Source organism: Pseudomonas sp. LH21 (assembly GCF_036549575.1).
GTDB classification, from domain to species: Bacteria; Pseudomonadota; Gammaproteobacteria; order Pseudomonadales; family Pseudomonadaceae; genus Aquipseudomonas; species Aquipseudomonas peradeniyensis.
Genome location: NZ_CP144367.1, coordinates 5,770,203 through 5,787,770 on the forward strand (window position 1 = coordinate 5,770,203; position 17,568 = coordinate 5,787,770).

A 17,568-nucleotide genomic window follows, 5' to 3' on the forward strand; every position below is an offset into this window, starting at 1 on the left:
CGCGGCTAAAGCCGCTCCCACAGGGGGGCGTGAAGCGCGCCCCCGATATCGGTACTACCGAACGTTGAGCACCGGATTGCTCAGCCGCTCCAGCAGCGTCGCCTGGGCACTGCGCGGGTTCTGGTTGCCGGTTGGCGTGCTGCGCACGTAGCGCCCGTCCGGCTGCAGGGTCCAGGCCTGGGTGTTGTCGGTCAGGTACCCCTCCAGCTCTTTCTTCACCCGCAGCAGCAGCTTCTTGCCCTCCACCGGGAAGCAGGTCTCGACGCGCTTGTCGAGGTTGCGCTCCATCCAGTCGGCACTGGACAGGTAGATCTGCTCCTCGCCGCCATTGAGGAAGTAGAACACCCGGGTGTGCTCGAGGAAGCGGCCGATGATCGAGCGCACGTGGATGTTGTGCGACACCCCCGCAATGCCCGGACGCAGGCAGCACATGCCGCGCACCACCAGGTCGATGCGCACGCCCGACTGGCTGGCCTTGTACAGCGCCTTGATGATCTTCGCGTCGGTCAACGAGTTGAACTTGGCGATGATGTGCGCCGGCTTGCCTTCCAGGGCGAACTGGGTCTCCCGGGCGATCATGTCGAGCATGCCCTTCTTCAAGGTGAAGGGCGCGTGCAGCAGCTTCTTCATGCGCAGGGTCTTGCCCATGCCGATCAGCTGGCTGAACAGCTTGCCGACGTCCTCGGTGAGGGCGTCGTCGGAAGTCAGCAGGCTGTAGTCGGTGTACAGGCGGGCGTTGCCAGCGTGGTAGTTGCCGGTGCCCAGGTGCGCGTAACGGACGATCTCGCCCTGCTCGCGGCGCAGGATCAGCATCATCTTGGCGTGGGTCTTGAAACCGACCACGCCGTAGATCACCACCGCGCCTGCGGCCTGCAGGCGGCTGGCCATCTGCAGGTTGGACTCTTCGTCGAAGCGCGCACGCAGCTCGATCACCGCGGTGACCTCCTTGCCGTTACGCGCCGCGTCCACCAGGGCGTCGACGATCTCCGAGTTGGCGCCAGAACGGTACAGGGTCTGGCGCACGGCGAGTACGTGCGGGTCCTTGGCGGCCTGGCGCAACAGGTCGATCACCGGAGTGAACGACTCGAACGGGTGCATCAGCAGCACGTCCTGCTTGCCGATCACGCTGAAGATGTTGTCGGCGTTCTGCAGCAGCTTGGGGATCGCCGGGGTGAACGGCGTGTACTGCAGCTCCGGGTGGCTGTCGAGGCCGGTAATGCTGAACAGGCGAGTCAGGTTGACCGGGCCGTTGACCTGGTACAGCTCGCTCTCGCTCAGGCTGAACTGCTTGAGCAGATAGTCGGAGAGGTGTTTCGGGCAGGTGTCGGCCACCTCGAGACGCACGGCATCGCCGTAGCGGCGCGAGAACAGCTCGCCGCGCAGGGCGCGGGCCAGGTCGTCGACCTCCTCGGAGTCCAGCGCCAGGTCGGCGTTGCGGGTCAGGCGGAACTGGTAGCAGCCCTTGACCTTCATGCCCTGGAACAGGTCGTCGGCGTGAGCGTGGATCATCGACGACAGGAACACATAGTTGTCGCCCGGGCCACCGACCTCTTCCGGCACGCGGATGACCCGCGGCAGCAGGCGCGGCGCCGGGATGATCGCCAGGCCCGAGTCGCGGCCGAAGGCGTCGACACCCTCGAGCTCGACGATGAAGTTCAGGCTCTTGTTCACCAGCAGCGGGAACGGGTGGGTCGGGTCGAGGCCGATAGGGGTGATGATCGGCGCGATCTCGTCGCGGAAGTAGCGGCGCACCCAGGTCTTGAGCTTGGGTGTCCAGTAGCGCCGGCGGATGAAGCGGATGGCGTGCTTTTCCAGCTCCGGCAGCAGCACATCGTTGAGGATCGCGTACTGACGGTCCACCTCCAGGTGCACCAGCTCGCTGATGCGCGCCAGCGCCTGGTGCGGCTGCAGGCCATCGGCGCCGGCCTGTTCGCGGGCGAAGTTGATCTGCTTCTTCAGGCCCGCCACGCGGATCTCGAAGAACTCGTCGAGGTTGCTGGAGAAGATCAGCAGGAACTTCAGGCGCTCGAGCAGCGGGTACGATTCGTCCAGCGCCTGCTCCAGCACGCGGATGTTGAACTGCAGCTGCGAGAGCTCGCGATGAATGTACAGGCTGCTGTCGTCCAGGCTCGGCACGGCGATCGCCGGGGCCGGCGCAGGCGCGGGTGCCGGGGCGGCTTCGACGACCGCTTCCGGCTCCGCTACCGCCGGCAGGTCGGGCGGGGTCTGCACCATTTCTTCGGGCACGGCCTGGGCATCCTTGATCTCGACAGGGGTTAGCACTTCGTTATTCATCTGACGTTCCTGGAGGGCGTTACTGCCCTCTCATCAATTGAGCGGCACGCACGGCGAAATAGGTCAGGATGCCATCAGCGCCTGCCCGTTTGAAAGCGGTGAGGGATTCGAGGATCACGGCCTCGCTGAGCCAGCCGTTCTGGATCGCGGCCATGTGCATGGCGTACTCGCCGCTGACCTGGTAGGCGAAGGTCGGCACCTTGAACTCGGTCTTCACGCGGTGGACGATATCCAGGTACGGCATGCCCGGCTTGACCATGACCATGTCGGCGCCTTCGGCGAGGTCGGTGGCCACTTCGTGCAGGGCCTCGTCGCTGTTGGCCGGGTCCATCTGGTAGGAAGCCTTGTTGGCCTTGCCCAGGTTCAGCGCCGAGCCGACCGCGTCGCGGAACGGACCGTAGTAGGCGCTGGCGTACTTGGCCGAGTAGGCCATGATGCGCACGTTGACGTAGCCGGCCTCTTCCAGGGCCTGGCGGATCGCGCCGAGGCGACCGTCCATCATGTCCGACGGGGCCACCACCTGGGCGCCGGCCTCGGCGTGGGACAGCGCCTGACGGACCAGGGCCTCGACGGTAATGTCGTTCTGCACGTAGCCCTCTTCATCGAGGATGCCGTCCTGACCGTGGGTGGTGAACGGGTCCAGGGCCACGTCGGTGATCACCCCCAGCTCCGGGAAGCGGGCACGCAGGGCACGGGTGGCGCGCTGGGCGATGCCGTCCGGGTTCCAGGCTTCGGCGCCGTCGAGGGACTTCTTCTCGGTCGGGGTCACCGGGAACAGTGCCAGCGCCGGAATGCCCAATTCCACCCAGCCCTGTGCGGCTTCCAGCAGCAGGTCGATCGACAGGCGCTCGACGCCCGGCATGGACGGCACTTCTTCGCGACGGCCCTCGCCGTCCAGCACGAATACCGGAAGAATCAGGTCATCGACGGTCAGGGTGTTTTCGCGAACCAGGCGACGGGAAAATTCGTCCCGGCGGTTGCGACGCAGGCGGGTGGCAGGAAACAGACGGTTGGCGGGGGTAAAGCTCACGGCAGACTCCTGAGCCCGCGCGGGCGGGCAGCGCGACAGTTATAAGCGGCCATTATGACGCCTGTGTTACATCCTTAGGCAACCCTGCGACTTGTGGCCGCAGCCATTGTCGTTGCAGGGAATCTTCACGTCGAGACACATTTGGACACTTTCCCCAACGCGCCCGAAGGGGTAGGCTGCGCGTTCATTTCGCCAGCACGCCAGAAAATGCTTCAACAATTCCTGAACGATTTCGGCTACTTTGCCCTTTTTCTCGGCACGTTCTTCGAGGGCGAGACCATCCTGGTGCTCGCGGGCTTTCTTGCGTTCCGCGAATACATGGACATCAAGCTGGTGGTCCTGGTGGCTTTCTGCGGCAGCTACGCCGGTGACCAGCTGTGGTACTTCATGGGCCGCCGCCACGGGCGCAAGATCCTTGCCCGCAAGCCGCGCTGGCAAGCCATGGGTGACCGGGCGCTGGAGCACATCCGCCGCCATCCGGATATCTGGGTACTGAGTTTCCGCTTCGTCTACGGCCTGCGCACGGTGATGCCGGTGGCCATCGGCCTGTCCGGCTACCCGCCACGCCGCTACCTGCTGCTCAACGGCATCGGCGCCGCAGTCTGGGCTTTGGCCCTGGGGCTGGCCGCCTACCACTTCGGCGCCATCCTCGAAGGCATGCTCGGCAGCATCAAGAAATACGAGCTATGGGTGCTCGGCGGCCTGCTGGTGCTGGGCCTGCTGCTCTGGCTGCGCCGGCGTTTTCGCAACATCCGCGCCGAGCGCCGCGCGGCGGCAGAGGGCCAGGCCGCCGAGGCTGAGCAGGCTGTAGCCCAGCAGCAGCCACCAGAACACGGGCGTGACCAGCACTAAGCCAAGTGCGCCGGCCAGATACAGCGCCGGCGCGTTCGACAGCAGTCGCACGGTCTCCAGGCGCCCCGCCCAGTGCCGGTCCTCCAGCGCCGCGCCCAGCACGAACAGCCCGAACGCCATCACCGTCCAGCCCAGCACCAGGGCTGCGGGCGCCACCTGCTCCGCCACCTCCATCAGATAACTGCCCAGCGCCACGTAGACCGCGAACTGCACGGTGACGTACAGCTGCTGCGCGCTGCCCAGGGGAATCGCGAACTTGCGAAACGCCGCCAGGTCCTGCTTGGGCTGTGGATAAGCCGCGGCCACATCCGCCGGGCGCCAGCCGGTGGGCATGAACCAGATGCGCAGCTTGTCCCACCAGCTGGCAGTGCGGCGGGCGTCATGCCAGAGCTGGGCGTAGAACTGCACGTTGGCCCACAGCGGGTTCCAGCTGGCCAGCGGCGTGGTCACGCCGAAAATCACCGGCTCGCGCTCGTCCTCCTCCTGGAAGGTGCCGAACAGTCGGTCCCAGATTATGAACACACCGCCATAGTTGCGATCCAAGTACAGAGGATTCTGCGCATGGTGGACGCGATGGTTGGACGGCGTGATGAAGATCCACTCCAGCCAGCCCAGCTTGGGCACATGGCGGGTGTGCACCCAGAACTGGTACAGCAGGTTCAGCGACGCCACGGTGATGAATACCAGGGGCGGCACGCCCAGCAGCGCCAACGGCAGGTAGAAGATCCAGGAAAACAGGAAGCCGCTGCTGGTCTGGCGCAAGGCGGTGGTCAGGTTGTACTCCTCGCTCTGGTGATGCACCGAGTGCGCCGCCCACAGCACGTTGCGCTCGTGGCCCAGGCGGTGCAGCCAGTAGTAGCAGAGGTCGTAGAGCACGAAGGCGACCACCCACACCCACCAGGCATCGGCCGGCAGCCGCAGCCAGGCCAGGTGCTCCCAGGCCACGGCATAGGTGACCAGCCCCACCCCTTTGGTCAGCAACCCGGTGCTGGTGGACAGCGCGCCGGTGCTCAGGCTGTTGATCGAGTCGGCGAGCTGGTAGTTGCGCCGCCCGCGCACGCGGTCGGCGATCAGCTCCACCGCGATCAGCACGAAGAAGAACGGCACGGCCAGCAGAATCAGGTCCATGAACGGCCACCTCCAAGGTTGTCCACGAAGATTAGGCCGCCTACGGGGCAAATCCCATGGCTACATCTGCCAAACTAGAGGACATTTAGCGCCTCGACACTGGAGTATTGAGCATGACGAAAAAAGTTGCGGTGATTCTGTCCGGTTGCGGCGTGTACGATGGCGCCGAGATCCACGAAAGCGTGATCACCCTGCTGCGCCTGGACCAGCGTGGCGCCCAGGTGCAGTGCTTCGCGCCGAACATCGCGCAGATGCATGTGATCGACCACCTGACCGGGGAAGAGATGCCCGAATCGCGCAATGTGCTGGTGGAGTCGGCGCGCATTGCCCGTGGCGAGGTGAAGGACATTCGCGAAGCCAATGCCTCGGACTTCGACGCCCTGATCGTGCCTGGCGGCTTCGGCGCGGCGAAGAACCTGTCCAACTTCGCCGTCGAAGGCGCCAACTGCACCGTGAACCCGGATGTACTGGCCCTGGCCGAAGCCTTTGCCGAGGCTGGCAAGCCAGTCGGCCTGATCTGCATCTCGCCGGCCCTGGCGGCGAAGATCTACGGGCCGGGCGTGGTCTGCACCATCGGCAACGATGCCGGCACCAGCGCGGCGGTGGTGAAGATGGGCGGCACCCATGAGGAATGCGATGTGCACGACATCGTCGAGGATACCCAGCGCAAGCTGGTAACCACCCCGGCATACATGCTGGCCAAGTCGATCAGCGAGGCGGCGGGCGGCATCTACAAGCTGGTGGATCGGGTGCTGGAACTGACCCACGAGAACGACAAGTAAGGCGCTGGAGGCGCTCCGCACCCTTTTCGCGGCGCAAGGCCGCTCCTACAGAAATGCGCTGTACCTGTAGGAGCGGCCTTGTGCCGCGATGGCCTGCACAGCAGGCCCTGTCAGCTAAAGCTTGGACAAGCGGCTCAGGATCCGGTCCAGCGCATTGGCAAACGCCTGCTTCTCGCGTTCGCCATAGGGCGCCTGGCCACCGCCGACCTGGCCCTGCTCACGCAGTTCGGTAAACAGGTTGCGTACCGCCAACCGCTCACCCATGTTGCGCTCGTCGAACTCGCGACCGCGCGGATCCAGCGCCGCCACGCCCTTCTTGATCAGGCGATCGGCCAGCGGCACGTCGCTGCAGATCACCAGCTCGCCGGGCTCGGCGTTCTCCACCAGGTAGTCATCGGCCGCATCCATGCCGCTGGGCACCACGATCAGCCGCACGCAGGCGAAGGCCGGCTTGATCTGCGGCTGGCCGGCCACCATCACCACTTCGAGCTTGCGCTTGAGGGCGAACTTGACGATCAGGTCCTTGGCCGCCTTGGGGCAGGCATCGGCATCGATCCATACACGCATGGGATTATTCCTGTACTCCGGGCAATGACGTCGTGGGAGCGGGCTTGCCCCGCGATAGCGCCTGAACAGGCTGACATTATGCCAGCCCCGACGTCGTCGCGGGGCAAGCCCGTCCACGCGCCCCTGCACAGGTTCAGCTGGCCGCCGCCCGACGCTTCTCGGTCAACCGGCTGCGCCCATAGAGGAACACGATGGCCAGCAACGCCAGCGCCTGCGCGCCTAGCGAATAGGCGTCGGCATGAATCCCCAGCCAGTCGAACTCGAAGAACGCCACCGGCCGCGTACCCAGCACTCCAGCCTCTTGCAGCGCCTTGACGCCATGCCCGGCGAACACCACCGACAGCGCGCACAGCAAGGCGGCATTGATGCTGAAGAACAACGACAGCGGCAGCTTGGCCGAACCACGCAGGATCACCCATGCCAGCCCCACCAGCAGCACCAGCGCCGTGGCACCACCCGCCAGCACCGCCTGATGACCGGCCGGACCGGCCTGCAGCCACAGGGTCTCGTAGAACAGGATCACCTCGAACAGCTCGCGGTAGACCGAGAAGAACGCCAGCACGGCAAAGCCGAAGCGTCCACCGCCACTGACCAGGCTGCTCTTGATGTAGTCCTGCCAGGCCGCGGCGTGGCGGCGGTCGTGCATCCACACGCCGAGCCACAGCACCATCACTGCGGCGAACAGTGCCGTACAACCTTCGAGCAGTTCCCGCTGCGCCCCGCCAACGTCGATCACATAGGCCGCCAGGGCCCAGGTGGCGAAACCGGCGACCAGCGCCAGACCCCAGCCGATATTGACGCTGCGCACCGCCGACTGCTGCCCGGTGTTGCGCAGGAAGGCCAGGATCGCCGCCAAAACCAGGATTGCCTCCAGGCCCTCGCGCAGCAGGATCAGCAGGCCGGAGACGTAGCTCAGCGACCAGCTCAGGCCATCGCTGCCCAGCAGCTTGGAGGCCTGCTCCAGCTTGGCCTTGGCCTCGGCCAGGCGCTGTTCGGCCTGGGCCACCGGCAGGCCGTCCTGCAACGACTGACGGTAGGCCATCAGCGACTTTTCCGTGTCCTTGCGGGCCTGGGCGTCGATGTTGTCGAGCGAGCTTTCCACCAGCTCGAAGCCTTCCAGGTAGGCCGCCACCGACAGGTCGTAGGCCTGGTCGTGGTCGCCGGCGCGGTAGGCCGCCAGGCTCTTGTCCAGGGTGCTGGAGGTGTATTCGAGCAGCTGCGCCGGGCCACGCTTGACCTGCGGCGGCTGCGCGCGCTGGGCGCGGAACGCGGCCACGGCATCCGCGCCTTCGCTGGCGGCGACTTCGGCCGGGGTCTGCCGGGCCAGGTCGGCGATGTTCCAGGTCTTGTCGCCCTTGGCCGCCTGCGGATCGGCGGTGAAGCTGGCGATGTAGGCCGCCACGTCCCAGCGCTGGCGTTCGTCGAGCTGGTCGGCGAACGACGGCATCTCGGTGCCTTCGATGCCCAGCCCAAGGGTGTTGTACAGGTCAAACAGGCTCAACTGGTCGAGGCGCCCGGCATCGCGCAGGTTGGCTGGCGCAGGCTCCAGGCCGACCCCGGCCGGGCCGTCGCCGAGGCCCGTGTCACCATGACAGATCGAGCAGTTCTGCGCATACAGCGAGGCGCCGCGAGCAGGGTCGGGGGTGATCACCGGGGCCTGGCTGACCTCGTAGGCCACTGCCAGGCGCGCCCCCAGCTGCCGGGCCTGGCGGGCGACGGCGGCACCGTCCTGACGCTGGTCGATGGCCTGACGCAGGCTCTGCACGCCCTGCTCGAGGGCGCCACGCTCGGCATGCGCGGGCAGGCCCTTGACCAGTTCGGCCAGCACGCCGCTGAACTCCTGCTGCTCGCGGTATTCCCCGTCGTCCACCACCTTGCCGTCGCGCACGGTCGGCGGGTAGTCGGCACCGATGTAGTCCAGCAGGTGCAGTGCCTTGGTCGCCTCGGCAGGAGCCTCGGCCAGCGTCGGGTTGCTGCACAGCGCCAGTACCGGGCCAAGCAACAGGGCAGGCAGCCAGGCAAGCAGACGGGAACGGGAAATCATGGCCAATCTCGACGGAAATACGAAAGAGAACATTGTTCACTTCCACTCTCCCCCGCTCAAGGCTCAGGGGCAGATTTCATGAAAAATCTTGAGACAAATTGGCGGAACAGTCCGTGGGAACGGCTTTTTCCGACTGATGGCATCAACCTAAAAATGCGAAGCAATTCGCCATCACGGCGCTACTACTTTGGGTATAATCCCGCGCCGCCGTAATAGCCATTAGCAATCAAGGCGCCTCCATCGAGAGGTTCTGGCGATAAAACAGAGGGATCTGCCGCCCCCGCCTACGCGGCCAACCGTTTCAGGGAAAGAAGAAAGTCCGATGGTATCCCGCGCCCTCACCCTGGCGACCCTGGTCGCCGCCGTGCAGCTCACCGGCTGCTCGGTGTTCCGCAGCTACGACAGCGAACTGCAGGAGACCAACAAGCAGTTGGCCGCCGGCAACGTCGACGCCGCCCTCGCCCTGCTCGAGAGCAACAACAAGGGCGAGCAGAAAGACCTGCTCTACTACTTCGAAAAAGGCGAGCTGCTGCGCTCCAAGGGTGACCTCAAGGGCAGCCAGGACGCCTGGCGCTCGGCCGACAGCGTGGTGTTCCAGTGGGAAGAGTCGGTCAAGCTCGACACCGACAAGTACCTGAGCCAGTTCGGCAGCTACCTGGTCAACGACAAGGTCCGCCGCTATGAAGGCTATGACTACGAAAAAGTCATGCTGACCACGCAAATGGCCCTGAACCTGCTGGCACAGAACGATTTCGATGGCGCCCGCACCGAGATCAAGAAGACCCACGAGCGCGAGGCGATCATCGCCGAGCTGCGCGACAAGGAATACCTCAAGCGCGAGGAACAGGCCGAGAAGGAAGGCATCAAGACCGAGTACAAGGACCTGCAGGGTTACCCGGTCGCCAGCCTCGACGCCCCAGAGGTGGTCGGCCTGAAGAACAGCTACCAGAGCGCTTTCAGCCACTACCTGTCCGGCTATGTCTACGAGGCCCTCGGCGAGAAAGGCCTGGCCGCGCCGGGTTATCGCAAGGCCGCCGAACTGCGCCCGAACACGCCGTTGCTCGACCAGGCGCTGCTCGAATTGGACAAGAACAGCGCCAAGGCCGGTGAAAGCGATGTGCTGATCGTGGTGCAGACCGGCCTGGCCCCGGCACGCGATTCGATCCGCATTCCCCTGCCGCTTCCTATCCAGGACAACCTGGTGATCACCCCGCTGTCGTTCCCGATCATCAAGGAAGACACCTCGACCGCGCACCTGGGCGAGATCCAGCTCAACGACAAGGCCCTGGCCCTGACCGCGCTCAACAGCACCACGGCCATGTCGCGCCGCGCCCTGCGCGACGACATGCCGGGCATCATCCTGCGTACCAGCGTGCGCGCCATCAGCCGCGGCGTGGCACAGAAGAACCTGAACAAGGCCAACCCGATGGCCGGGCTGGTGGTGGGCATTGCCTCCACCGTGCTGGAAGGTGCCGATACCCGCACCTGGCGCACCCTGCCCGACGAGACCCAGGTGGCCCGGGTACGCCTCAAGCAGGGTGAACACCACCTGAGCCTGCCGTCGAGCCTCGGTGGCACCCAGGTCACGGTGAAGATCGATCGCCCATATCAGGTGGTCAGCCTGCGCGTGGTCGGCAACCGCGTATTCGCTGGCGGCCCGGCCGTCATCGTCGCCCCGCAGGCAGCAGCCACCGCTGTCGCCAGCCTCAAGTAACCCAAGGATCGAACATGCGCAGAACATGCCTCGCCCTGGCCGCCGTCGCCCTCCTGGCCGGCTGCGCCACCCCGCCCCCTGCCCCCGGCAGCGCCGCCAGCAAGGTGGTGACCATGGGCCAGCTGGATGACATCGAAGTCGGCCAGATGCGCGTCGCCCGCGAAAACGGCTACCTCACCGTCAACGTGGCGCTGACCAACACCAGCCGCAGCAATCGCACGCTCTACTACCGCTTCGCCTGGCTGGGCGACGATGGTTTCCCGGTGGCCGACGAGGAGAGCTGGAAGGCCCTGCCGCTGTACGGAAAGCAGGCCAAGTTCCTGCCCGCCATCGCCCCGACCCCCGCTGCCCGCGACTTCCGCCTCGAAGTCCACACCCGGTAACCCCTTTCAGGAGCACGTTCCATGTTTGCACGCCTTTCCCTCGCCGCCATCGCCATCGCCCTGGTCAGCGGCTGCAGCACCCCGTCGCCGGTTCTCGGCGGCAAGAACATCAGCTACGGCGACAGCAAGGCCGTCGAGCTGGTGACCAACGAGTTCGGCTCCACCGACCTGCAGATGATCGCCGAGAGCATGACCCGTTCCCTGGCCCAGTCCGGCGTGCTGCACGGCCGCCCGGTGGTGCAGGTGTACGACGTGAAGAACAAGACCAGCGAGTACATCGATACCCGCGAGATCACCACCTCGATCAAGACCCAGCTGATGAAGTCCGGCGCCGCCCGCTTCGCCAGCGACAACACCGACATGCAAAGCCAGGTCGACCAGCTCAAGCTGCAGAACCAGAGCGGCCTGTACAAGAAGAAGACCGTGGCCAAGACCGGCAACATGATCGCCGCCAAGTACCGCCTGGAAGGCTCGATCAGCTCGATCGTCAAGCGCAGCAGCGACTACAAGGACGTGTTCTACAAGTTCAGCCTGCAGCTGATCGACGTGGAAAGCGGCCTGGCCGAGTGGATGGACGAAAAAGAAATCCGCAAGACCACGGAGCGTTGATCGATGCGTGCATGGATGGCAATCATCGGCCTGGCCTGCGCCTTCGGCGCGCAGGCGGCCCCCAAGGTGGCGGTAACCGACCTCGCCTACCAGGCGCAGGTGGAGGAGTACATCCACACCATCAACGCCCAGAGCAGCGGCCAGGCCGGCATGTACCACGCCAGCGGCCAGTCGAGCTACAGCGAGTACGAGAGCCTCAACAGCTACATCGAGCAGACCGAGCTGCGCAAGTTCGGTGGCGACATCAAGGGTGAGATCCTCAAGACCGGCATGTTCCAGCTGGTCCAGGGCCGCCCCTACACCGCCGACTCGAAGGAAGACGTGTACGACGTGATCCGCCGCATCAAGAACGGCGCGTTCAAGGGCGCCGACTACGTGCTGTTCGGAACCCTGTCGGACATCGACTTCCAGCAGGACATCAACTCGCTGGACCACACCGACAGCTACTCGGCGGTGCTGGGCCTGACCGTGGTCGCCGACTTCAGCCTGATCAACACCCGCACCTACGAGATCACCTCGGCGTTCACCGCCATGGGTGAGGGGCAGGACACCAAGTTGGTGAAGGGTCAGGACCGCCGCGTGACGCTGAACCGTCCGCGGGTGGTGCGGGATGTGTCGAAGGCGCTGGGCGAGGATGTGGCGCAGCAGCTGGCCGAGCAGCTGGGCGGCTCGGTGCCTGGGCAGCCGAAACAGCCGCGTGGCCGGGACAACCTGCCGCCGGATGAGCCGGCGCGGGTGCTGAACTGAGCCCCCTGAGCCACACGCAATCCCTGTAGGAGCGGCCTTGTGCCGCGAAAGGGCTGCGTAGCAGCCCCGGCGATATCAGCTTGATACACGAATCATGGGGGCGCTTCGCACCCCTTTCGCGGCACAAGGCCGCTCCTACAGGGGTCCGTATTCGCAGCCATCAAGGCCTGGCGCTGTCCTTCCAGCCGCCACCCAAGGCCAGGAATACGCCGATCTGCCCCATCGCCACCTGGCTGTTGGCCGCCGCCAGCTGCGCCCTTACGTCTGTATAGGTCCGCGTCGCCTGCAGATCGGCCAGAAACGACTCACGCCCAACCTGGTAACGCAGATGCGTCTGGTCCGCCGACTCCTTGGCGGAACGCTCCGCCTCGGCCAGTGCGTCGCGCCGGTCCAGCAGTGCGCTGTACTGCGCCAGGCGGGTCTGGGTTTCGCGAATGGCGTTGAGCACCACCCCGTCGAAATGCGCCAGCGCCGCCTGGGTCGAGGCCTCGGCCATGCGGATGCGCGCGCGGGTGCCGTTGGTGGGGATGTTCCAGCTGATCTGCGGGCCGAAGCCCCAGCGGTTGGTGGCCGGCTCGCCGAGATTCTCGAGAATGCCGATGGTGCCCACCTGGGCGCCGATGCTGATATCCGGGTACAGCGCGCCGGTGGCCACGCCGATGCTGGCGGTGGCCGCCGCCAGCTGGCGCTCGGCCTGACGCACGTCCGGGCGGCGCTTGAGCAGCGCGGCGCCGTCACCGACCGGCACCAGCTGCGACAGGTGGGGCAGCTCGGCGCAATCGGCGGTGCCGGCGGGCAATTGCTCGACCGGCCTGGCCAGTAACGCGGCAAGGGTGTAGAGGCCCGCCTCACGCTCGGCCTTGAAGCGCGGCAGCTCGGCGCGCAGGGACTTGAACTGGGTCTGCGAACGGGTGACCTGGGTCTCGTCGCCACGCCCGGCGTCGCGCAGGCGCTGGGTCAGTTGCACGCTCTGCTGCTGCAGGTCCAGCGACTCGCGGGCGATGTGGTATTCCTCATTGGCCGAGCACACCTGGGTATAGGCCTTGACCACATCGGCCACCAGGGTGATGCGCGCGGTGTCGGCGGCGGCCTGCACCGCGTCGGCGCTGGCCTTGGCGGCCTCGGTACCACGCTTGAAGGTACCCCACAGGTCGAACTGGTAGCTGGCGCTGATGATCGCTTCGCCGATATTGGCCACCGGCACCTTCTCCGGCTGCAGGAAGGCCTCGCCGGACTCCTGCAGGCGCTGGGCGCCCAGCTTGACGCCACCGTTGAAACCACCCTGGGACTCGGCCACCTCCACCTGGGCACGGGCCTTGGCGATGTTGGCGGCGGCCACACGCAATTCGGTGTTGGCGCTCAGGGCCTGGCGCACCAGCTCGTTGAGCCGTTGATCCTGGTACAGCTGCCACCAATCCTCGGGCACCGGCGCCGAGACCACGCTGTCGGCGTCCTGGCGCAGCGGGCCATTGAGGTCACCACGCTGCACGGCGGCGTCCTTGGGCAGCTCGTAGTCAGGCCCGACCATCATGCAGGCCCCCAGGGACAGGCACAGCCCGGCCAGGATCAGCTGCTTCATGGATGCTGCCCCTCGATGATCGACACCGTGGCGGTTCGTCCGGCGATCATGCGGAAGTCTTCCGGCACTTCATCGAAGGCGATGCGCACCGGAATCCGCTGGGCCAGGCGCACCCAACTGAACGCCGGGTTGACGTTGGGCAACAGGTTGGCGCCGCTGCTGCGGTCGCGGTCCTCGATGCCAGCGGCCAGGCTCTGCACCCGGCCACGCAAGCGGGTGTTGTCGCCCATCACGCGGATCTCCACGGCGTCGCCGATATGGATACCGCCCAGCTTGGTCTCTTCGAAGTAGCCATCGACGTGGTACGAAGCGCTGTCGACCACCGACAGCACCGGACGCCCGGCGCTGACGAACTCGTGGGCACGCGGGGCGCGGTCGTTGAGGTAGCCGTCCACCGGGCTGCGCACCACCGAACGGTCGAGGTTGAGCTGGGCCACATCCACCTGCACCTGGGCCTCGTTCACCGCCGAGCGGGCACGGGCCTCGCGGGACTGGCTCTCTTCAACCTGCTCGGCCGCCACCAGGTTGCCCAGCTTGCGGTTGCGCTGCGCCTCGCGGGAGGCCTGGGCCAGGGTCTCCTGACGCTCGGCCAGGGTCGCCTTGGCCTGGCGCAGGGCCAGGGTGAAACGGTCCTGGTCGATGGTGAACAGCACGTCACCGCGCTTGATGGTCTGGTTGTCACGCACCTCGACCTTCTGGATCAGCCCGGACACATCCGGGGCGATCTGGATCACGTCGGCGCGGATATGACCGTCGCGGGTCCAGGGGGCGAACATGTAGTACACCACCATCTGCCACACGAGCACGGCGGCGAAGGTCACTACCAGCAAGGTCAGGACCACGCGGCCCAGGGTCAGCAAAGGTTTTTTCATGGCAGCATCAGGCTTCGGCAAAAGTGGTCCACCGCGCCAAGCAGCACGGCATACAGGGCAACGTTGAACAGCGCCCGGTGCCAGACCAGGCGGTAGAAATGCAGGCGCACCAGCACCGCGTGCACCCCGAGAAACAGCAGGTAGGTGCCAAACATCATCACCAGCAGCGTGGGCAGGAACACCCCGCTGATATCCAGTTCACCGATCACAGGGGCGCTCCGTCGAGCCCGGGGGGCAGTTGCGTTTGCTCGGCAGGCTCGAGCATCACTTCCACGCCCGGCAGCAGCGCCAGGCGCAGGCCGCTCAGGGCGTGCAGCAGGTGGGTGCGGGCGTCGCCGCGTTCGTACAATTCGTCCAGGTTCAGCGCCAGGCGCGCACGCTCCATGTTGCGCAGCAGCGCCGCCGGGGCATGCAGGCGCTCGCCGGCGCGCAGGCAAGCGGCGTAGTGGCTGCCAACCTCCTCGATTACCGTGCGCAGGCGCTCGCGGGCCTCGGCGCCGGCACGCGGCAGGTAGGCCAGCAGGTCGAGCAGGTTCAGGCCCACGCGCAGGTCGCGCAGGGCCACGCCGCTGTCCTGGCCGGTCTGCGACAGCCGCGGCAGGTGCTGCATCAGGCGGTCGAGCATCTGCACGCCGACCTGGCGGTGCTCTGCCAGGGTGGCCGGCGCGGTCATTTCGACGATGTCGCGCCAGGTGAAGCGGGTCATGCGCTTGGCCGCCAGCTCCACGCCGAACGGGCGTACCACCAGGGTCCAGATGAAGGCGAACAGCAAGCCTACGGGGCCGGCCAGGTTGGCGTTGATGAAGGTGAAGAAATCGGCGTCGTAGGCGCCCTGGATGCTGATGAAGGTCGAGGTGTTGACGATGGTGAGCAGGGTGCCGAGGTAAAAGCGCGGCTGCACGGTCAGGGTGCCGACGCAGATGAACGGCACGGCGAAGGCCAGCACCAGCATCGGGAAGTCGTGCAGGTTGGGCAGCACCAGGAACAGGTACAGGCTGGAGAAGATCACCGACATCAGGGTCCAGAAGAAGAACCGGTAGATCTGCGGCGCCGGGTCGTCCATGGCGGCGAAGAAACTGCACGACACCGCGGCGAGGATCACCGCGCTGGCGCCGTCGTTCCAGCCCAGGCCGATCCACAGGCCGCAGGCGACGATGATGGCGGTCACGGTGGAGAACACCGAATAGAGCATCAGGCCACGGTCGAAGAACGGTGTCAGCCGGCCCAGGCGCCAGTGACGGTAGACCGCGCGCCAGGGCGTGGCGTCGTCCTTGCGCAGGGCGTGCTGCAGGGTGCAGCAGTCCTGCCAGAGATCGGCCCATTCGGTCAGGCGGTAGAGGGCGTTGGACAACAGCAGTTCGGCGCGCTGGTCGATGGCGGCGGCGCCGGGCTGCAGGCGGTCGATCTGCTCGTGCAGGGCGGTCCAGCGCGCCACCGAGGCGCTGTCGGCAGTGCCCTTGAGCCATTCACGGGCAGCATCGAGGACCGGCTTCAACTGGGCGAACTGGGCCGGGGCACGGCCCTCGAGGGCGATCAGGGCGTCGTCCAGGGCATCGATCACCGGCAACAGGTGGATCATGCGGCCACGCAGCTCACGAGCATTTTTCAGGGTGTGCGGGCCGGCGCCTTCGTGGCCGAGCTGGCCGATCATCAGTTCCAGCGAGTTGAAGGTGGCGACCATCGCGCCACGCATGCCGCCGACCTTGTCGGCGCTGGCCTCGCGGGCCAGGTAGGTATCGCTGTAGCGGATCGCCTCGGCGAACCAGTTGCCGGTCGCACCGACCACCACCGGCGCCAGCCGGCGCGGCCAGAAGATCGCGCCGACCACCGCCGCGCAGACGATGCCCAGGCAGATTTCCTGGGCGCGGGAGGAAGCCACGTCGAACACTGCCAGTGGGTTGTCGACCACCGCCAGGGCGATCATCGGCAGGGTGTAGCCGGCGAGCATCAACACGTAGTTGTTGGCCGTGCGCAGGTTCAGCGAAAGGAACAGCAAGGTACCGGTCCACAGGGCGATGGCAATGCTCAGCAACAGCGGCGACTGCACCAGCGGCGGCACCAGGAGGATCGCCCCGCCGGCGCCCAGCAACGTACCCAGGGCCCGGTACAGCGCCTTGGAGGTGGTCGGGCCGAGGAACGGGCTGGAGACGATGTACACCGTGGCCATGGCCCAGTAGGGACGCGGCAACTGCATCAGCAAGGCGATGTACAGGGCAATCATCGACGCGGCGAAGGTGCGCACGCCGTAGAACCAGTCGCGGGCCGGGGGCACCGAGCTGAAGAAGCCGCTCATGGCATCACGCCCGCGGCTTCGAACGCCTGGATCACCCGCAAGGTGGCGTCCAGGTCGGCCTGGTCGATACCGCCGAGCACCTCACGGCGCAGGCGCACCAGTTCACCTTCGATGGACTCCGCCAGGGCGCGCCCCTCGACGGTCAGGCTCAGGGCCTTGGCGCGGCGGTCCAGCGGGTCCTCGCTGCGGCAGACCAGCCCGGCCTTGCACAGCTGGTCGAGCAGGCGCACCAGCGACGGGCTTTCCAGCCCGGCGGCCTGCGCCACCGCCACCTGGTGCACGCCGTCGCCCAGGCGCACGATCATCAGCAGCGGCACGGCGCAGGCTTCGGAAATGCCGTAGCCGGTCAGGGCGCCCTGGCACAGGCGACGCCAGTGACGGGCGGCCACGACCATTCCGCTGCTGATTTTCAGGTGCAGTGCGTCAAGGGACATGTGGGAACCGAGGATATTCATAGTTTGCTAACTATCAATATACGCCCTGCCCTACCCCTGTCGTCAACCGGGGGTGACGGAGGGAGTAGATGAAAGGTTGTTCATCTGCCCGGATATCACGATCTCTGTAGGAGCGGCCTTGCGCCGCGAAAGAGGTGCGAAGCGCCCCAAGATTCGTGCATCAAGCTGATATCGCCGGGGCTGCTACGCAGCCCTTTCGCGGCACAAGGCCGCTCCTA

The 17,568-nt window shown here is 66.1% G+C and carries 15 protein-coding genes and 1 pseudogene; 6 read left to right on the plus strand and 10 right to left on the minus strand.

All coding sequences use genetic code 11. From position 1 onward, the window contains the following. Nucleotides 1-54: 54 nt before the first annotated feature. Together ppk1 and hemB are read right to left on the minus strand one after the other, a co-directional pair. A complete protein-coding gene (gene ppk1 / locus VUG52_RS26265; protein ID WP_050707472.1) occupies nucleotides 55-2,295 on the minus strand; it encodes a polyphosphate kinase 1 in 2,241 nt (746 codons plus the stop codon). A 19-nt stretch (nucleotides 2,296-2,314) separates the two neighbouring features. Beyond that, nucleotides 2,315-3,325 carry a porphobilinogen synthase gene (hemB, locus tag VUG52_RS26270; protein ID WP_050707473.1) on the minus strand — a complete coding sequence of 337 codons (1,011 nt, stop codon included), beginning with the start codon at nucleotides 3,323-3,325 and terminating at the stop codon, nucleotides 2,315-2,317. A 207-nt stretch (nucleotides 3,326-3,532) separates the two neighbouring features. Between hemB and VUG52_RS26275 the strand changes: the two genes are divergently transcribed. Beyond that, nucleotides 3,533-4,177 carry a DedA family protein gene (locus tag VUG52_RS26275; protein WP_082337832.1) on the plus strand — a complete coding sequence of 215 codons (645 nt, stop codon included), beginning with the start codon at nucleotides 3,533-3,535 and terminating at the stop codon, nucleotides 4,175-4,177. A gap of 501 nt (nucleotides 4,178-4,678) precedes the next feature. Here the strand turns inward: VUG52_RS26275 and VUG52_RS26280 are convergent. Then, nucleotides 4,679-5,305, minus strand: a pseudogene (locus VUG52_RS26280) (sterol desaturase family protein); the annotation flags it as partial. Nucleotides 5,306-5,418: 113 nt separating this feature from the next. Between VUG52_RS26280 and elbB the strand changes: the two are divergent. Then, the gene (gene elbB / locus VUG52_RS26285) at nucleotides 5,419-6,087 is read left to right on the plus strand and encodes an isoprenoid biosynthesis glyoxalase ElbB (protein ID WP_050707475.1); all 669 of its coding nucleotides are present in this window, start codon (nucleotides 5,419-5,421) and stop codon (nucleotides 6,085-6,087) included. Between the two features lie 114 nt (nucleotides 6,088-6,201). Here elbB and VUG52_RS26290 read toward each other — a convergent pair whose 3' ends face one another. Next, nucleotides 6,202-6,654, minus strand: a complete 453-nt coding sequence (locus tag VUG52_RS26290; protein ID WP_050707476.1) for a YaiI/YqxD family protein — start codon at nucleotides 6,652-6,654, stop codon at nucleotides 6,202-6,204. A 133-nt stretch (nucleotides 6,655-6,787) separates the two neighbouring features. Continuing rightward, nucleotides 6,788-8,731 carry a cytochrome c/FTR1 family iron permease gene (locus tag VUG52_RS26295; RefSeq protein ID WP_050707477.1) on the minus strand — a complete coding sequence of 648 codons (1,944 nt, stop codon included), beginning with the start codon at nucleotides 8,729-8,731 and terminating at the stop codon, nucleotides 6,788-6,790. 289 nt (nucleotides 8,732-9,020) lie between these two features. Here VUG52_RS26295 and VUG52_RS26300 point away from each other — a divergent pair, with 289 nt between their 5' ends. The 4 genes from VUG52_RS26300 to VUG52_RS26315 are packed head-to-tail and all read left to right on the plus strand — an operon-like array spanning nucleotide 9,021 to nucleotide 12,151. Beyond that, the gene (locus tag VUG52_RS26300; RefSeq protein WP_050707478.1) at nucleotides 9,021-10,412 is read left to right on the plus strand and encodes a COG3014 family protein; all 1,392 of its coding nucleotides are present in this window, start codon (nucleotides 9,021-9,023) and stop codon (nucleotides 10,410-10,412) included. A gap of 14 nt (nucleotides 10,413-10,426) precedes the next feature. After that, nucleotides 10,427-10,795, plus strand: coding sequence for a YcfL family protein (locus VUG52_RS26305; protein WP_050707479.1), 369 nt, complete (start codon nucleotides 10,427-10,429; stop codon nucleotides 10,793-10,795). Nucleotides 10,796-10,816: 21 nt separating this feature from the next. Then, entirely contained in the window at nucleotides 10,817-11,404 is a 588-nt protein-coding gene (gene lpoB / locus VUG52_RS26310; protein WP_028689243.1) for a penicillin-binding protein activator LpoB, read from the plus strand. 3 nt (nucleotides 11,405-11,407) lie between these two features. Next, nucleotides 11,408-12,151 carry a hypothetical protein gene (locus VUG52_RS26315; protein WP_050707480.1) on the plus strand — a complete coding sequence of 248 codons (744 nt, stop codon included), beginning with the start codon at nucleotides 11,408-11,410 and terminating at the stop codon, nucleotides 12,149-12,151. Between the two features lie 160 nt (nucleotides 12,152-12,311). Here VUG52_RS26315 and VUG52_RS26320 read toward each other — a convergent pair whose 3' ends face one another. The 5 genes from VUG52_RS26320 to VUG52_RS26340 are packed head-to-tail and all read right to left on the minus strand — an operon-like array spanning nucleotide 12,312 to nucleotide 17,329. Next, nucleotides 12,312-13,730 (minus strand): efflux transporter outer membrane subunit, encoded by a 1,419-nt coding sequence (locus VUG52_RS26320; protein WP_050707481.1) that lies wholly within the window; start codon nucleotides 13,728-13,730, stop codon nucleotides 12,312-12,314. Continuing rightward, entirely contained in the window at nucleotides 13,727-14,602 is an 876-nt protein-coding gene (locus VUG52_RS26325) for an efflux RND transporter periplasmic adaptor subunit (RefSeq protein WP_050707482.1), read from the minus strand. Before VUG52_RS26325 ends, VUG52_RS26320 begins: the two co-directional genes overlap by 4 nt. Continuing rightward, nucleotides 14,599-14,811, minus strand: coding sequence for a DUF1656 domain-containing protein (locus VUG52_RS26330; RefSeq protein ID WP_016392395.1), 213 nt, complete (start codon nucleotides 14,809-14,811; stop codon nucleotides 14,599-14,601). The genes VUG52_RS26325 and VUG52_RS26330 overlap by 4 nt, the downstream gene beginning before the upstream one ends. Further along, nucleotides 14,808-16,895, minus strand: coding sequence for an FUSC family protein (locus tag VUG52_RS26335; protein ID WP_050707483.1), 2,088 nt, complete (start codon nucleotides 16,893-16,895; stop codon nucleotides 14,808-14,810). The genes VUG52_RS26330 and VUG52_RS26335 overlap by 4 nt, the downstream gene beginning before the upstream one ends. Next, entirely contained in the window at nucleotides 16,892-17,329 is a 438-nt protein-coding gene (locus VUG52_RS26340) for a MarR family winged helix-turn-helix transcriptional regulator (protein ID WP_028689248.1), read from the minus strand. The genes VUG52_RS26335 and VUG52_RS26340 overlap by 4 nt, the downstream gene beginning before the upstream one ends. Nucleotides 17,330-17,568 lie beyond the last annotated feature (239 nt).

Bases quoted from the DNA above. Each gene is read 5' to 3' on its own strand.
- ppk1 (WP_050707472.1), bottom strand. From the start codon at position 2,295: ATGAATAACGAAGTGCTAACCCCTGTCGAGATCAAGGATGCCCAGGCC.
- VUG52_RS26275 (WP_082337832.1), top strand. From the start codon at position 3,533: ATGCTTCAACAATTCCTGAACGATTTCGGCTACTTTGCCCTTTTTCTC.
- elbB (WP_050707475.1), top strand. From the start codon at position 5,419: ATGACGAAAAAAGTTGCGGTGATTCTGTCCGGTTGCGGCGTGTACGAT.
- VUG52_RS26290 (WP_050707476.1), bottom strand. From the start codon at position 6,654: ATGCGTGTATGGATCGATGCCGATGCCTGCCCCAAGGCGGCCAAGGAC.
- VUG52_RS26295 (WP_050707477.1), bottom strand. From the start codon at position 8,731: ATGTTCTCTTTCGTATTTCCGTCGAGATTGGCCATGATTTCCCGTTCC.
- VUG52_RS26300 (WP_050707478.1), top strand. From the start codon at position 9,021: ATGGTATCCCGCGCCCTCACCCTGGCGACCCTGGTCGCCGCCGTGCAG.
- VUG52_RS26305 (WP_050707479.1), top strand. From the start codon at position 10,427: ATGCGCAGAACATGCCTCGCCCTGGCCGCCGTCGCCCTCCTGGCCGGC.
- lpoB (WP_028689243.1), top strand. From the start codon at position 10,817: ATGTTTGCACGCCTTTCCCTCGCCGCCATCGCCATCGCCCTGGTCAGC.
- VUG52_RS26315 (WP_050707480.1), top strand. From the start codon at position 11,408: ATGCGTGCATGGATGGCAATCATCGGCCTGGCCTGCGCCTTCGGCGCG.
- VUG52_RS26320 (WP_050707481.1), bottom strand. From the start codon at position 13,730: ATGAAGCAGCTGATCCTGGCCGGGCTGTGCCTGTCCCTGGGGGCCTGC.
- VUG52_RS26325 (WP_050707482.1), bottom strand. From the start codon at position 14,602: ATGAAAAAACCTTTGCTGACCCTGGGCCGCGTGGTCCTGACCTTGCTG.
- VUG52_RS26335 (WP_050707483.1), bottom strand. From the start codon at position 16,895: ATGAGCGGCTTCTTCAGCTCGGTGCCCCCGGCCCGCGACTGGTTCTAC.
- VUG52_RS26340 (WP_028689248.1), bottom strand. From the start codon at position 17,329: ATGTCCCTTGACGCACTGCACCTGAAAATCAGCAGCGGAATGGTCGTG.